Origin of the sequence: Flavobacterium magnesitis (assembly GCF_041729735.1) — a bacterium.
GTDB lineage: Bacteria > Bacteroidota > Bacteroidia > Flavobacteriales > Flavobacteriaceae > Flavobacterium > Flavobacterium magnesitis.
Genome location: NZ_JBCFQK010000007.1, coordinates 123231 through 139948 on the forward strand (window position 1 = coordinate 123231; position 16718 = coordinate 139948).

At 34.9% G+C, this 16718-nt stretch carries 11 protein-coding genes; all 11 read left to right on the top strand.

Annotation, left to right across the window (positions count from 1 at the left end):
• The first annotated feature begins 16 nt into the window (after nucleotides 1–16).
• The 11 genes from AAGV33_RS07100 to AAGV33_RS07150 all read left to right on the top strand — a co-directional run bounded on the left by AAGV33_RS07100 (nucleotide 17) and on the right by AAGV33_RS07150 (nucleotide 15998).
• Complete coding sequence (locus AAGV33_RS07100; RefSeq protein ID WP_373391272.1) at nucleotides 17–1579, top strand: RagB/SusD family nutrient uptake outer membrane protein; 1563 nt, start codon at nucleotides 17–19, stop codon at nucleotides 1577–1579.
• A 200-nt stretch (nucleotides 1580–1779) separates the two neighbouring features.
• Nucleotides 1780–3396, top strand: a complete 1617-nt coding sequence (locus AAGV33_RS07105) for an arabinan endo-1,5-alpha-L-arabinosidase (protein WP_373391273.1) — start codon at nucleotides 1780–1782, stop codon at nucleotides 3394–3396.
• A 344-nt stretch (nucleotides 3397–3740) separates the two neighbouring features.
• Nucleotides 3741–5288 carry an alpha-N-arabinofuranosidase gene (locus tag AAGV33_RS07110; RefSeq protein ID WP_373391274.1) on the top strand — a complete coding sequence of 516 codons (1548 nt, stop codon included), beginning with the start codon at nucleotides 3741–3743 and terminating at the stop codon, nucleotides 5286–5288.
• Nucleotides 5289–5297: 9 nt separating this feature from the next.
• Complete coding sequence (locus AAGV33_RS07115) at nucleotides 5298–6287, top strand: glycoside hydrolase family 43 protein (protein ID WP_373391275.1); 990 nt, start codon at nucleotides 5298–5300, stop codon at nucleotides 6285–6287.
• A gap of 4 nt (nucleotides 6288–6291) precedes the next feature.
• Complete coding sequence (locus AAGV33_RS07120; RefSeq protein ID WP_373391276.1) at nucleotides 6292–7257, top strand: arabinan endo-1,5-alpha-L-arabinosidase; 966 nt, start codon at nucleotides 6292–6294, stop codon at nucleotides 7255–7257.
• A gap of 142 nt (nucleotides 7258–7399) precedes the next feature.
• Nucleotides 7400–8518, top strand: a complete 1119-nt coding sequence (locus tag AAGV33_RS07125) for a family 43 glycosylhydrolase (protein WP_373391277.1) — start codon at nucleotides 7400–7402, stop codon at nucleotides 8516–8518.
• A gap of 117 nt (nucleotides 8519–8635) precedes the next feature.
• A complete protein-coding gene (locus tag AAGV33_RS07130) occupies nucleotides 8636–10621 on the top strand; it encodes an alpha-L-arabinofuranosidase C-terminal domain-containing protein (protein ID WP_373391278.1) in 1986 nt (661 codons plus the stop codon).
• 125 nt (nucleotides 10622–10746) lie between these two features.
• The gene (locus AAGV33_RS07135; protein ID WP_373391279.1) at nucleotides 10747–12414 is read left to right on the top strand and encodes a ribulokinase; all 1668 of its coding nucleotides are present in this window, start codon (nucleotides 10747–10749) and stop codon (nucleotides 12412–12414) included.
• 9 nt (nucleotides 12415–12423) lie between these two features.
• On the top strand, nucleotides 12424–13122 hold the full coding sequence (locus AAGV33_RS07140; protein ID WP_373391280.1) for an L-ribulose-5-phosphate 4-epimerase: 699 nt from the start codon (nucleotides 12424–12426) through the stop codon (nucleotides 13120–13122).
• A 91-nt stretch (nucleotides 13123–13213) separates the two neighbouring features.
• Nucleotides 13214–14722, top strand: coding sequence for an L-arabinose isomerase (gene araA / locus AAGV33_RS07145; protein WP_373391281.1), 1509 nt, complete (start codon nucleotides 13214–13216; stop codon nucleotides 14720–14722).
• 97 nt (nucleotides 14723–14819) lie between these two features.
• The gene (locus AAGV33_RS07150; protein WP_373391282.1) at nucleotides 14820–15998 is read left to right on the top strand and encodes an aldose epimerase family protein; all 1179 of its coding nucleotides are present in this window, start codon (nucleotides 14820–14822) and stop codon (nucleotides 15996–15998) included.
• Nucleotides 15999–16718 lie beyond the last annotated feature (720 nt).

Genomic DNA, 16718 nt, shown 5'->3' on the forward strand with positions numbered 1-16718 from the left:
TTTAAAACAAATCAAAATGAAATATAAAATATATAATTATTTAGCTGGTTTCTTTTCACTAGCAATAATAACAACAGCTTGTGTTAACGATGAAGATTTAATTCAGATTGACCCTAATAATAGTGCTGTAGATTCTTTTTGGAAAACGGATTCAGATGCTTTAAAAGGGGTCAATGCAGCTTACGGAAGTTTACTTACTGACGGAACTTATATGCGTAGCACTCCTTTATTACTAGATTTAAAAGGAGATGATGCCCGTAGTAATAGTCCATGGGGAGCTATGGCTAATGTGGGAAGATTCAATTCTAATCCTAGTGATGCAGCAATTTACGGTTGGGCTTATGAAACCTATTATCAGGGTATTTTTAGAGCAAATCAGGTTTTGACCAATGTACCTGGGATTAATTTTGAAGATTCAGCATTAAAAGATAGAATTTTAGGACAGGCTTATTTCTTAAGAGGATTGTATTTGTTTCATGCAGTTAATATGTTTAAAAACGTACCTGTTCCAACAGATATAGCTCCAATTTATCCACAAAAATCAGAAGCAGAAGGTTGGGCTCAGGTTATTGATGATTTTAAAATGGCAGCTGAATTATTGCCTACTTCTTACACTTCTGTTTCAGGTTTAGATGCTGGCGAAAAAGGACGTGCCACAAAAGGGGCTGCTTTGGGCTATTTAGGAAAAGCCTATTTGTTTACTAAAGATTTTATTAATGCAAGAGATACTTTTAAAGCCGTAATTGATTTAGGAGTTTACTCTTTGGTATCTAATTACCGTGATAATTTTACCGAAACTAATGAGAATAACTCCGAATCTTTATTTGAAGTACAATTTAGCAGAGAAGCTGGAGGAGTTGACTTAGGTTGGGGAGGAGCTCCTGCTTCAGGATGGGGAAAAACTTCAGGCAGAGCAATTACTTACGGACCAAGAGGGTTTGGATTTACTGATGTTCAACCAACAAGGATTTTATTTAATGAATTTCATGAAGAATTAACGGTTTCTGGAGATGTTGATCCACGTTTAGATGCTACCATGTTTTACAATAAACCAGGTGGAATGCAATTGTACGGACAAGATTTTGCTACTACATATGCTTCAAATTCTGGAGATTTGAATGATTTATTTTGTAGAAAATATCAAAATTCTGATGGTCAGAAAGTAGATGAATTTGACTGGCGTTCTGGAATCAATGAGCGACTGCTTCGCTATGCTGATATTCTTTTGATGTATGCTGAGTGTTTAAACGAAACAGCTGATACTCCTGGAGCGTACACTTATATTCAAATGGTAAGAGACAGGGTTAATTTGCCAAATTTAGCAATAACAAAACCTAACATGACCCAACCTCAAATGAGAGAACAGATTGGTCATGAAAGATTCTTAGAATTCCCATTAGAAGGTCACCGATTTGATGATATTCGCCGTTGGGGATGGTTACAAGATCCTGTAAAATTAGCTTGGTTGAAATCTAGAGATGCCGAGTTTAATTCATACTCTCCTGGAAGAGAATTTTTCCCAATACCACAGCTAGAAAGGGATAACAATCCGGGAACCTCTCAAAATGATAGTTATTAATGTCTTTTTGTCAATAGTTAGTTAATTGTGTTTTTTTAATACCATAATGGTAAACTCTCAAAAGGTACTATTATGGTATTATAACCTAATAAATAGAATAAAAAATATTCTTTAGGAACAATTGACTTCAAAAAAATATAAGATTATAATTCCTTCTTTTCTCTGTAATAGTTTTAGAAGGAAAAACAAAAAAATTAGAAATGAAAAATTCAAATTCCATTTTAAAAACAGCTTCTTATTTTGGACTTCTTTTATTTGTACTAGCTACAGTAAGTTGTTCAAAAGATGACCCTACAACAGATGAAATAGATCCTCCTGTTGTTGTACCACCAGTGGTTACGCCTACATTTCCAGGACCTACTTATCCGGATAATTACACTTCAATTTCATCATGGAGTAGCCGTTCGCAGTGGAATTTAGCCAATGTACACGATCCTTCGGTTGAAAAATCTGGGGAGTATTATTATATGTATCAAACCGATGCTTCTTATGGTAATGCGCACGATGGACATGGACATTTTCCTTACAGACGTTCTAAAGACCTAATCACATGGGAATTTATGGGAACAGCTATGGCACAAGCACCTGCTTGGATAAAAGATTCTTTGAACAACAAAAGAGCCAGAATGGTTCCTGCTTTACCACCAATAACTAATCCTAGATATGGATACTGGGCGCCTTTTGTAAAAAAAGTAGGCAACAAATACCGAATGTATTACAGCATTGTGGTAGATGAACCAATTACAGGAACTAGTTTTGACACTTCGTGGTCAGAAAGAGCCTTTATTGGATTGGCTGAATCTGACGATTTAGCATCTAATGTCTGGGTTGATAAAGGAATGGTCGTGTGCTCAGAGCCAGATGGATTAAAACCTTATTCCTATACAGGAGCAAGAAATTGGGAAAATGCTTATTTTAAGTTCAATGCAATTGACCCAACTCTTACTGTTACTCCAGAAGGTGAACATTATTTAATTTATGGTTCTTGGCATTCAGGAATTGCAGCCTTGAAACTTAATCCCACCACAGGAAAACCAGATCAACTGGAAACCTTAAGTGATTACGGAACTCGTATTGTCACTCGGCATGCTACCAGTCGCTGGCAAGCATCAGAAGGTCCTGAAATAATATACAATCCTGACACACAATATTATTATTTATTTTTAGCTTATGATGAGCTTTCGGTAGCTTACAATACCCGTGTGGCTAGATCGAAAAGTATAACTGGACCTTATTTAGGTATTAATGGTGCCAATATTACTAATGGAGCCGAATGTTGGCCTATGTTAACACATCCATATTCCTTTAATAATCATACTGGGTGGGTTGGTTTTTCACATTGTTCTGTATTCCAAAATCCCGATACTAAAGAATGGTTTTATGCTTCTCAAGCCCGTTTGCCTGAAGGAGTTCCAGGAATTAATGCGTCTAATGCAGTAATGATGGGGCACGTGCGAGCTATTCAATGGACTGAAGACGGATGGCCAGTAGTGGCTGCAGAACGCTACGCAGGCGTACCCAAAACAACCATCACTGAAGCATCGTTTGTAGGGTCTTGGGAACAAATTACAATGAATTATCAATACAAAACCATTCAAAAATCAGTTACTGTATTTTTAACTGCCGATAAAAAAGTATCTGGTGCAGTTACTGGAAACTGGTCTTACGACAGTACTAAGCAAGTACTTACCGTAAATGGAATACAATGCAAAGTAAGCGATGCTTGGGATTGGGAAGCTTCCACTAGAAAAGTAACTCTAAGCTATTCTGGATTGACTTCAGATGGAAGACCAGTTTGGGGTAAAAAAATAAATTAGTGCCTGTTTAAAATTCATTAAAAATTAATTACCCATTCCGCCGTAGCGGATGTAATTTTGATGAATTTTCACGAAATTTTTCACCATTTAGGGACTGGGAAAAGAAAATTTATTTTTTAAATAAATTTAAATAGGGTCTTAGTTTATTTAGAATTGTATTTGAGTAGCAATTCATCTAAAAAAAACAAAAACACTTTCTTTATTTTTAATTTCACAAAATCTGTTAATAAATAGTGGGTTATTTTGTCTTTATTTCTAATTTGAAGTTTGTTTTTATCTTTTTATTTTACCTATATTTACAAATGTTAATCGTACACTTATAACCAATAAAAAATGTAACTAGAATGAAAAAAAATCTGTTCTTATTGTTGATTTTTACTTTTTGTAATCAACTTGCTTTTTCACAAAAAGAAAGCACAATTCTGAGTATTAAAAAAGCTGAAAAGCCTACTGTTATTGATAAAAATATTTATGGTCACTTTGCAGAACATTTGGGGAGATGTATCTACGGAGGTTTTTTTGTAGGCGATACTTCTAAGATTCCAAATACAAACGGAGTTAGAAATGACATCATTTCTGCTTTAAAAGAATTAAAAATACCAAATTTAAGATGGCCAGGTGGCTGTTTTGCTGATACATATCATTGGAAAGACGGTGTTGGACCAAAAGAAAAAAGACCAACAATTGTAAATACATGGTGGGGTGGAGTAACTGAGGATAATAGTTTTGGGACACACGATTTTTTAAATTTGTGTGAAGAATTAGGAGCTCAACCGTATTTGTCTGGAAATGTAGGAAGTGGAACTGTTCAGGAATTAGCTGATTGGGTTCAATATACTAATTTTTCTGGAAAAAGTCCGATGAGTGATTTGCGTAAAGAAAATGGAAGAACTGAACCTTGGAAAGTAAAATTTTGGGGAATTGGTAACGAAGCATGGGGATGTGGAGGAAATATGACTCCAGAATATTATGCAGGTGAGTATAGAAAATTTGCCACTTTCATGTCAGATTGGGAAAATACGGGTGGATTAACACGTATTGCTTCTGGAGCTAATGGAAGTGACTACAATTGGACAGAAGTTTTGATGAAAAACATTCCAATAAATATGTTGGGTGGAGTTGGAGTACATCATTATGCGGTAATCAATTGGTCTAAAAAAGGAGACGCTGTAGATTTTAATGAGGATGGTTATTTTAAAACGATGACTTCGGCTTTAAAAATGGAAGAGTATGTTACCAAACATGCTGCTATTATGGATAAATATGATCCTGAGAAAAAAGTAGCGATGATGGTAGACGAATGGGGAGCTTGGTATGAAGTAGAAAAAGGATCAAATCCAGGGTTTTTATACCAACAAAATACAATGAGAGATGCGGTTTTAGCTGGTTCAACACTAAATATTTTTAACAATCACGCTGACAGAGTGCGTATGGCCAATTTAGCACAATGTGTGAATGTATTGCAAGCAGTAATTTTGACTGATAAGGCAAAAATGATTTTGACACCAACATACCACATCATGAAAATGTATCGTGTACATCAAGATGCTGAATTGTTGCCTATCGATTTCAAATCTCCAGAATATACTTTTGAAGGAAACACGTTGCCTGCAATCTCGGCTTCGGCTTCAAAAGATAAAAGCGGATTTGTGCATGTTTCTTTAGTAAATATTGATGCTAAAAAAGAAAATAAAATCGAAATTAATTTGGCTGAATTGGGTTTAAAAAATGTTACAGCAACAATTTTGACTTCTAAAAAATTACAAGATTATAATTCATTTGATAAACCAAATGCAATTGAACCTAAAGAGTTCAAAGGGTTTAAGAATGCCAAAGGAAAATTAGAAGTAACTATTCCTGCATTTTCTGTTGTAGTATTAGAAGGAAAATAAATTAGTATAATGAAAATCACAACTCTATTATTTAGTGTGAGTCTTTTATCAGCAGTTGTTTCTTGTAAAACAACTGCTGTAAAAGAAACAACTTCTGCCGAAAATCAGTCTTCGCTGAAAATGAATAATCCTATTATTACCGATAAATATACCGCTGATCCAGCCGCAATTGTCCACAAAGACAAGGTCTATCTTTATGCAGGACATGATGTTCCTGAAAAAGGCGAGAATACTTATCGAATGAACGAATGGTTGGTATATTCTTCTTCGGATATGGTCAATTGGGAAGAACATCCAGTGCCATTAAAACCTACTGATTTTGCTTGGGCAAAAGGAGATGCCTGGGCAGGACAAGTGATTGAAAGAAACGGAAAATTCTATTGGTATGTAACTGTTTCTCACGGAACAATCCATGGGAAATCAATAGGAATTGCAGTTTCGGATAGTCCAACTGGTCCTTTTAAAGATGCTTTAGGAAAAGCGTTAATTACCAATGATATGACTACCAAAACTAAAATCAGTTGGGATGATATTGATCCAACAGTGATTATTGATGATGATGGTCAGGCTTATCTTTTTTGGGGAAATACCGTTTGTAATTATGTGAAACTAAAAGAAAACATGATTGAAATGGATGGACCAATGCAAACTATAGATTTACCTAATTTTACTGAAGCGCCTTGGATTCACAAACGTAAAGGATGGTATTACTTGTCTTATGCTTATCAGTTTCCTGAAAAAATTGCTTACGCTATGAGTAAATCGGTTAATGGACCTTGGGAATACAAAGGCATTTTAAATGAGGTAGCTGGAAATTCGAATACCAATCATCAGGCAATCATTGATTTTAAAGGCAAGTCGTATTTTATTTACCATAATGGATCAATACCTACTGATGGAGGAAGTTTTAGAAGATCGGTTTGTGTAGATCGTTTGTATTACAATCCAGATGGAACTATGAAACGTGTAGTGATGACATCAGAAGGAATTCAAAACTAAAAAGATGCTATTTTTTAAAACCAAGTTTAGGCTAGTAATGTTACTGTTTTTGATTGTTTTCGAATCAAATGCACAAACTATTTCGGTCCATGATCCTGTAGTTATCAAAGAAAAAGATACGTATTATCTATTTTGTACAGGAAAAGGAATTAAAACGTATAGTTCTAAGGACTTGAAAAATTGGAAAGCAGAACCAGCTGTTTTCAAAGAAAAACCCGTTTGGACCGAATCAGTTGTGCCAAATTTTGACAATCATATTTGGGCTCCCGATATTATTTTTCATAACAACGTGTATTATTTGTATTATTCCGTTTCAGCTTTTGGTAAAAATACTTCGGCAATTGGAGTGACTACTAATGTTACTTTAAATCCGGAAGACAAAAAATATCAGTGGAAAGATCAGGGAATTGTGATTGAATCTTCGCCAAATAGAGACGAATGGAACGCCATTGATCCTAATGTAATTATTGACGAAAATAATACGCCTTGGTTGTCATTTGGTTCATTTTGGGATGGAATAAAATTGGTTAAATTAAACCCTGATTTAATGTCTATTGCAAAACCTCAGGAATGGCATACTATTGCCAAACGTAGAAATACACTACTTTCTGAAGGAAGTTCAGCTATTGAAGCACCATTTATTTTCAAGAAAAACGGATATTATTATTTGTTTACTTCCTGGGATTTATGTTGTAAAGGAAAAGAAAGTACCTATAAAGTAGCCGTTGGAAGATCAAAAGATGTTACAGGACCTTATAAAGATAAAGAAGGTAATTTACTAAGTCAAGGTGGCGGAAGCATTGTAGTAAAAGGTAATGAGGATTATTTTGGCGTAGGCCATAATAGTGCTTATACTTTTGATGGTGTAGATTATTTGTTTTATCATGGTTATGATGCAAAACAAAAAGGAAAACCTGTTTTAGTAGTTAAAGAATTAAAATGGGATGCTGATTTGTGGCCAAGTCTATAAGTATTCAACATTGACTTAATAATTTGGTTTATTCCAATGTACTGCCAGAGGACAATCTTGCTGATGGAGCTCAAATATTGAGAATAGTTTGTGACAAACGCATCAAAAACCACCTTTCAAATTAATTTAATTTAAGTATAACATGCAAACAAACAGATTAAAAAGCGTAGCATTTTCAGCCGTTATTTTGGTATGTGTCGCTTCCTGTACCGATAAAAAAGCACAAAAAGATAAGCCTAAAGAAGAAGTGACTACTAGTACAAAAACAACTTTGACAAATAAACCTATTGTATTACAAAGAGCAGATCCGTTTATCTACAAGCATACAGATGGATATTACTATTTTACAGGATCGGTACCAACTTATGACGCAATTGAGTTAAGACGAGCAAAATCTATTGATGAACTTCAAAATGCTGAAACTTTTAAAGTATGGGAAAAACATAAAAGTGGACCAATGAGTCGTCATGTTTGGGCACCGGAAATTCATTATTTGGATGGAAAATGGTATGTGTATTTTGCAGCAAGTGAGGAAGAGGATATTTGGAAATTAAGACCTTATGTTTTGGAGTGTACAGGTCAAGATCCTTTACATGACAAGTGGGTTGAGCTTGGACAAATGCAAGCAGCCGATGCAGACCCAAAAAGCTTTACCGATTTTTCTCTGGACGGTACTGTATTTGAGCATAAAAATAAACGCTATTTCTGTTGGGCAGAAAAAACGGGAGGACAGTTCGCGGCATCTAATTTGTATTTAGCCGAAATGGAATCACCTGTAAAACTAAAAACAGTTCAATTTATGCTAACGACTCCCGATTATGATTGGGAACGCATAGGCTTTTGGGTGAATGAAGGTCCGGCAGTTATTAAAAGCAAAGGAAAAGTTTACATTACTTTTTCGGCAAGTGCTACAGGTGCATGTTACAGTATGGGCATGATGGAAGCAGACGAAAATGCTGATTTACTAGATAGAAATTCCTGGAAAAAATCTAGATATCCAGTATTAAAAACCAATGAAGCGAAAAAAATTTATGGTCCAGGACATAACTCCTTCACAGTTGATGAAAACGGAGAACCTTTAGTAATATATCATGCAAGGGATTACGAAAAAGCGGTTGGTGATCCAAAAGTAGTGCCAGCGACAGATAAAAGACCGTTGAAAGAAATTATTGCAGATCCGTTATATGATCCTAATCGGCATGCGAGAATGATGAAATTAAAATTTGATGAGAACGGTAAACCAATATTCGAATTTAATTAAAAGTGTAAAATAAAAACTTGTCAAAAGAACTTGGGACAAAGGGCTATTGATGTGGCCAACTGAAAATTTATTGGATACTTCTACCTTTTACTGACAAATAAAAAGAAAAATTAAAATATGAAATTGAATTTAATAACCAAAAGTACCGTTTGCGGTTTTTTACTGAGTAGTTTTTTGGCAACAGCCCAAAAAACGAATTTAGAAGTAGATTTAACCAAATCAATTACTAAAATCCAACCAACAATGTATGGTGTCTTTTTTGAAGATATCAATTTTGCTGCCGATGGAGGTTTGTATGCAGAAATGGTTAAGAACAGAACATTTGGGTTTGATACGCCACTTATGGGATGGTCGCAACCCAATAGTAATGTACATTCTTTGAATAAGGAATCGGGGATGGCGACTCCAATGCGTACTTCGGAAAATCCAAATAATCCTGATTTTTGTAGAATTATCATCCATAATGATAAAGGATACCAAATTATCAATGAAGGATTTAGAGGGATGGGGATTAAGAAAGAGGCAAAATATAACCTTTCGTTAAAAGCCGCAAATCACAGCAACGCCATTAAAAAAATAATTATTCAATTTATTGATGGAGACAAAAAGGTTTTGGGAGAAACAACTATTATTCCATCATCGACTAATTGGAAAGACTATTCGACACAAATTGTAGCTACTGCAACTGAAGCAAAAGCACAATTGAAAATTACTTTTGAAGGTACAGGAACAATCGATTTAGATATGATTTCGCTATTTCCACAAGAAACATGGAATAACAGAAAGAATGGTTTACGTAAAGATATAGTTCAATTGTTATATGATTTGAAACCTGGATTTGTTCGTTTTCCTGGAGGTTGTATTGTTGAAGGAAGAACTTTAGAAAATAGATACCAATGGAAAAAAACCGTTGGTGCTGTTGAAGACAGAGAGACGATGATTAACAGATGGAATGTGGAGTTCAAACATAAACAAGCACCAGATTATTTCCAGTCTTTTGGTTTAGGATTTTATGAGTATTTCCAACTTTCAGAAGATTTAGGAGCAGAGCCGTTGCCCATTTTAAGCTGTGGAATTGCTTGTCAGTACAACACAGGAGAATTAGTTCCAATGGAAGAATTAGATCCTTATGTTCAGGACGCTTTGGATTTGATAGAATTTGCAAATGGTGCTGTTAGTACCAAATGGGGAAAATTAAGATCGGATATGGGGCATCCAACGCCGTTTAATCTTAAGTTTATTGGAGTTGGAAACGAACAATGGGGACCACAATATATTGAAAGATATAAGGTGTTTGCAAAAGCGATTAAAGAGAAATATCCAACGATGACAATTGTTTCTGGTTCAGGACCTTCGCCTGATGGAGCAATGTTTGATTACGGATGGGAAGAACTTAAAAAGTTAAATGCAGAAATTGTTGATGAACATTATTATAAAAATCCAGAATGGTTTAAAGAAAATGCAGCGCGATACGATAATTATGATAGAAAAGGACCAAAGATTTTTGCTGGAGAATATGCAGCTCATCCAAAAGGAGTAGAAGACGGTTTGAAAGAGAATAACTGGTTATCTGCACTTTCAGAATCAGCATTTATGACTGGTTTAGAACGTAATGCTGATATAGTTCATTTGACTTCTTATGCGCCTTTAATGGCTCACGTAGATGCTTTTCAATGGGCTCCGGATATGATTTGGTTTGATAATTTGAACTCTTATGGTACGGCTAATTATTACGTTCAAAAGTTGTTTTCGAATAATAAAGGAACTGATGTTTTAGCAATTACAAAGGATGGAAAAGCCTTAACGGGACAAAATGAATTGTATGCAACTGCAGCAAAAGATGTAGATAAAAAAGAACTGATTTTAAAGCTAGTGAATACTTCTGGAAAAGCTCAGGATATTGAAGTTAATTTATCAGGAAAAGGGGTTGAATCTAAAGGAAAGATGATTCTGTTAACGAATCAAAATTTAGAAGAATACAATACATTGGAGGAGCCAACTAAAATTGTTCCTACTGAAAAAGAATATAAATTAAGTGGAAAAAAAGCGGCAGTAATTCTGCCAGCTTATTCTTTAGTGATCTTAAAATTGAAGATGAAATAAAGATCTTTTTTGAGAAATATTTTTATAACTAAATAAATCAAAATTTAATAAAATTATATGAAGTGTAAGTGTTACACTTCATATAATTTTATGCTATATTTGTAGCCATATTTTAAATAGTGAAGATGAAAAATTATGTAATAGGTTTAGATTACGGATCGGATTCAGTTCGTGCCGTATTAATTGATACCGAAAATGGGCAAGAATTAGCCTCAGATGTTTGCCATTACAAGAGATGGAAAAACAAGCAATATTGCAATCCGTCAATCAATCAATTCCGTCAGCATCCTTTGGATCATATTGAAGGATTGGAATCAACAATTAAAAATATTGTTATATCAAGCAAGGTAGATCCTTCGTTGATAAAAAGTATCTGTATTGATACAACAGGTTCTTCTCCTGTTCCTGTTGCCGAAGATGGAACTCCGCTAGCTTTGACAGCTGAATTTGCTGAAAATCCAAATGCTATGATGGTTTTGTGGAAAGACCATACAGCGATTAATGAAGCTAATGAAATTAATGAACTTGCCGCTACTTGGGGTGGAGAAAATTTCACAAAATACGAAGGAGGAATTTATTCTTCGGAGTGGTTTTGGGCAAAAATATTACACATTGCTCGCGAGGATGAAGCCGTTAGAAATGCAGCTTATACTTGGTTAGAGCACTGTGATTTAATGACTTATTTGTTAATTGACAATAAAGATTTAAAAACATTCAAAAGAAGCCGTTGTGCAGCAGGACACAAAGCAATGTGGCACGAAGACTGGAATGGATTACCACCAGAGGAATTCTTAGGTAAATTACATCCATACCTGGCTCAGCTAAGAGGAAAATTATACGACGAGACTTATACTTCAGATATTGTTGCCGGAACTTTAAATCAGGAATGGGCAACAAAATTAGGTTTGACTACCGATACTATTATTGCTGTTGGAACTTTTGATGCACATTCAGGAGCTGTTGGTGCTAAAATTGACGAGTATGCTTTAGTTCGTGTAATGGGAACTTCAACTTGTGATATTATTGTTTCTGCTAAAGAAAACGTAGGAAGCAAAACCGTTAAAGGTATTTGCGGACAAGTAGATGGTTCAGTTATTCCAGGTTACATTGGTCTTGAAGCGGGACAATCTGCTTTTGGAGATGTTTTGGCTTGGTTTAAAGATACGCTTTCCTGGCCATTGGATAATTTGGTTTACAACTCAACTATTTTATCTGATGAGCAAAAAGCACAATTAAAAGAAGAAGTAGAATCTAATTTTATCAAAACTCTAACAGAGCAGGCTGAGGCAATTCCGTTATCAGAAAGTATTCCAACTGCTTTGGACTGGGTAAATGGTCGTAGAACTCCAGATGCTAATCAAGGTTTAAAAAGTGCCATGACTAATTTGTCATTAGGAACAAAAGCACCACATATTTTCAAAGCTTTAATCAATTCGATTTGTTTTGGTTCTAAGAAAATTGTTGACCGTTTTGAAGAAGAAGGAGTTCGTATTGATACCGTAATCGGAATTGGTGGTGTTGCTAGAAAATCACCATTTATCATGCAAACTTTAGCCAATGTGTTGAACAAGCCAATTAAAGTTTGTGCTTCTGATCAGGCACCAGCTTTAGGAGCTGCTATTTATGCTGCAGTTGCTGCTGGAATTTATCCAAATGTAATTGAAGCTGCTAAAAAAATGGGAAGTGATTTTGAAAGCGAATATTTCCCTCAGTCAGATAAAATAGAAAAATATCAGGAATTGATGGATTCGTATTCTGAATTAGCTCAATTTGTAGAAAGTATCACCAAATAAAAATCTAAAATGTCAAAATATACCGCTTTAAAACAAGAATGCTACGAAGCTAATATGCAATTGAACGCTTTGAAATTAGTAGTTTATACTTTTGGAAATGTAAGTGCTGTGGACAGGGAAAATGGTGTTTTCGCCATCAAACCTAGTGGCGTGGCTTACGAAGAATTGAAACCAGAAGATATTGTGATTGTGGATTTCGACAACAACATTATCGAAGGCAGTATGCGTCCGTCATCAGATACAAAAACGCACGCTTATTTGTACAAAAACTGGCCAAATATTGGAGGAGTCGCGCATACTCATGCTACTTATTCAGTAGCTTGGGCACAAGCTCAAAGAGATATTCCAATTTTTGGAACAACACACGCCGATCATTTGACTAAAGATATTCCATGTGCTCCGCCAATGGCAGATGCACTTATTGAAGGAAACTACGAGCACAATACTGGAATCCAGATTTTAGATTGTTTCAAAGAAAAAAACCTTTCTTACGAAGAAGTAGAAATGGTCTTATTAGGAAATCACGGTCCATTTGCTTGGGGAAAAAATGCAGCTAAGGCAGTTTATAACTCTAAAGTGTTAGAGGTTTGTGCTGAAATGGCTTATTTGACTTTACAAATTAACCCAGCAGCTCCAAGATTAAAAGATTCTTTGATTAAAAAACACTATGATCGTAAGCACGGAAAAGATTCGTATTACGGTCAATAGCCCGATTAATCGGTTAATTGTTTAAACGGTTAAACGAATAAACAGACAATCGATTAAACAATTAAACAGTTAAACAATTAAACACAAAATAATGATAGATATTTCTAAAAAAGAAATTTGGTTCGTAGTAGGAAGCCAAAATTTATATGGTGAAGAGACTTTAAAGCAGGTTGCAATACATTCTCAAGAAATTGCAAAAGGAATTGATGCTTCTTCTTCTGTTCCTGTAAAAGTAATTTACAAATCAGTAGCAAAGTCACCTAGTGAAATTACTGATATTTGTTTGGAAGCGAATACCAACAAAAATTGTATTGGTATTATCGCTTGGATGCATACTTTTTCTCCAGCTAAAATGTGGATCAATGGTTTAAGCATTCTTAAAAAACCATTATGTCACTTACATACACAATACAATGCTGAAATTCCATGGGCTTCTATCGATATGGATTTCATGAACTTGAATCAATCAGCTCACGGAGACAGAGAGTTTGGGTACATCATGTCTAGAATGCGTAAAAAACGTAAAGTGGTTGTTGGACACTGGGAAGACAAAAGAGTACAAACTAAATTAGGAAACTGGTCCAGAGTAGCTTTAGGCTGGGACGAAATGCAAAACCTAAAAGTAGCGCGTTTTGGAGACAACATGCGTGAAGTGGCTGTTACTTGTGGAGATAAAGTAGAGGCTCAAATTCGTTTTGGTATGTCTGTAAACGGATACGACTCTTCTGATATCGTTAATAAAATGAAATTAGTTACTGATGCGCAAGTGGATGCTTTAGTAGCAGTTTATGAAGAATCATATAATTTAGCTCCAAAATTGCAAAAAGGAGGAGAGCAAAGACAATCATTATTAGATGCTGCTAAAATCGAACTAGGTTTGAGAGCATTCTTGGAAGAAGGTGGTTTTGGTGCTTTTACTGATACTTTTGAAAACTTAGGAGAATTAAAACAATTACCAGGAATTGCAACGCAGCGTTTAATGGCTGATGGTTACGGTTTTGGTGGAGAAGGTGACTGGAAAACAGCGGCTATGGTTCGTGTTATGAAAGTAATGAACATCGGTCTTGAAGGAGGAACTTCTTTCATGGAAGATTATACATACCACTTTACACCTGAGAAATCTTATGTTCTAGGTTCTCACATGTTAGAAATTTGTCCTTCTATTACAGATGGAAAACCTTCTTGCGAAATTCATCCATTAGGAATTGGTGGAAAAGAAGATCCAGTTCGTTTGGTGTTTAATTCACCTGCTGGAGATGCAATCAATGTATCATTAGTAGATATGGGAACTCGTTTCCGTTTAATTGTTAACGAAGTAACTGCTGTTAAACCTATGGCTGATTTACCAAAATTACCAGTTGCACGTGTACTTTGGGATTGTAAACCTAATTTAGATATCGCTGCTACGGCTTGGATTCTTGCAGGTGGTGCGCACCATACAGTGTACAGCCAGGCGGTTACTACTGAATTTATGGAAGATTTCGCTGATATCGCAGGAATTGAATTAGTGGTTATTGATAACGATACTAGAATTCGTAATTTCAAAGATACTTTGAATGCTAATGAAGCTTATTACCATTTATTTCAAACAGGATTGTAATATTTTTTAAATAATAAATTTACCAAGTCATAAAGTCAGAAGTTAAGTTAGCTTTTGGCTTTATGATTTTTCTATTAACCAATAAAAATAAAAAATTATGAATTTATTAAAAAGTTGTGTTCTTGGATTGGCTGTTATTACTACAGCAGGACTTTCTGTTCAGTGCAAAGGGGATAAGAAAGAAAATCAGGAACAAAATGTTACTCAAAAAGACAGTGTTACTATCGAAAAATCAGAATACGGAACTACTACCAAAGGAGAAAAGATTGACAGCTACAAGTTGAAAAATCAAAAAGGAATGGAAGTAGATATTATGACTTATGGAGGAATTATCATTTCTTTAAAAGTACCTAATAAAGCAGGAGTTTCAGAAGATGTAGTACTTGGATTTAATAATTTTGATCAATACACCAAAGACAATCCGTTTTTCGGAGCTTTAATTGGTCGATTCGGAAACCGTATTGGTAAAGCTAAATTTTCTTTGGATGGTGTAGAATATAAATTAGCTGCTAATGACGGACCAAATAGTTTGCATGGAGGACCAATGGGATTTCACAAAGCAGTTTGGACTGCCGAAGAAGTTAAAGGCGGAGAAAATGCTACTTTAAAATTAAAATATGTTAGTAAAGATATGGAAGAAGGGTTTCCTGGAAATCTAACGGTTTTTGTAACTTATACTTTAACAGCTGATAATACTTTGGAAGTACTTTACGAAGCAACTACTGATAAGAAAACGGTGGTGAATTTGACACAACACTCTTATTTCAACCTTTCAGGAGATTTTACAAAAACTATTTTGGATAATGTAGTAACCATTGACGCTGATAAATTAGTTCCGGTTGATGAAACGCTTATTCCAACAGGTAAATTAGATGATGTTGCTAATACACCGTTTGATTTCAGAAAACCAAAAGCAATTGGTAAAGAGATTGAAACGGCAAACGAGCAGTTGAAAAGAGGAAAAGGATACGATCACTGCTGGGTGTTGAATAATCAGGACAAAGGATTCCGTTTTGCGGCTTCAGTTTATGAGCCAACTAGCGGAAGGGTAATGGAAGTGTTTACTGATGAACCAGCAATCCAATTCTATACGGGTAATTTCTTAGACGGTACTTTGCCTACTAGAGATGGAAAAACCTATGCTCATAGAACTGGACTTTGTTTAGAAACACAGCATTATCCAGATTCTCCAAACCAAAAAGATTTTCCAACAACGGTTTTAAATCCAGGAGAAACGTATAAAACAAAAACAGCTTTCAAGTTTTCTACTAAATAATTATAGAGAAACAGAATTTGTTTTTTAAACTATAGAACCCATTTCGTTCCAAACGAGATGGGTTTTTTTATTAAGTTTATTTGATACATATATATAAGAGTGATTTTATGGAGCTCTTTCCTGCTATCCGTTTCAATCTTTTATGCCGAACCCCGGCATAAAAGGATTTCCACTTCTATCAGGGCTAGGGTTTTTGCGGTTAAAACTGTATTGTATCTATAAAAAAACCTTCTTGAGTCTCCGTGTTTTCTTTGTGAATCTCTGCGATACAACTTTCAACTTGTCTCAAAATAAATTCTAAAATCTTACAAACACTAAAAACGGATAAAAATAAGTTTCTTATTTTCAATTGATTAAAAAATGGATTAAAAATAGTTGATTAAAAAGTATTGGATAACGGTATGAAGTAGCTACTTTTGCACCCGCAACAATGCAGACGTTCACTTAAAGACTGGTAAGAAAAACGAATTTAAAAGAGACGAAAGTTTTTTAAAAAAAAGTTCAAAAAATCTTGCGAGAAATTAATTTACGTTTTACATTTGCACCCCGCAAAAGGTTTAAGTTATTTGAGAGATTGGTAAGGATTTTTAGTAGTTGAGAAGAGAAAAAAATCTTCAAAAAACTTTAAAAAATTCTTGCGATATTAAAAAGAAGTTGTACTTTTGCACCCGCTTCGAGAAACACGCCAAGCGCGTTAAACGAGAAGAGAAGAACAAGAAT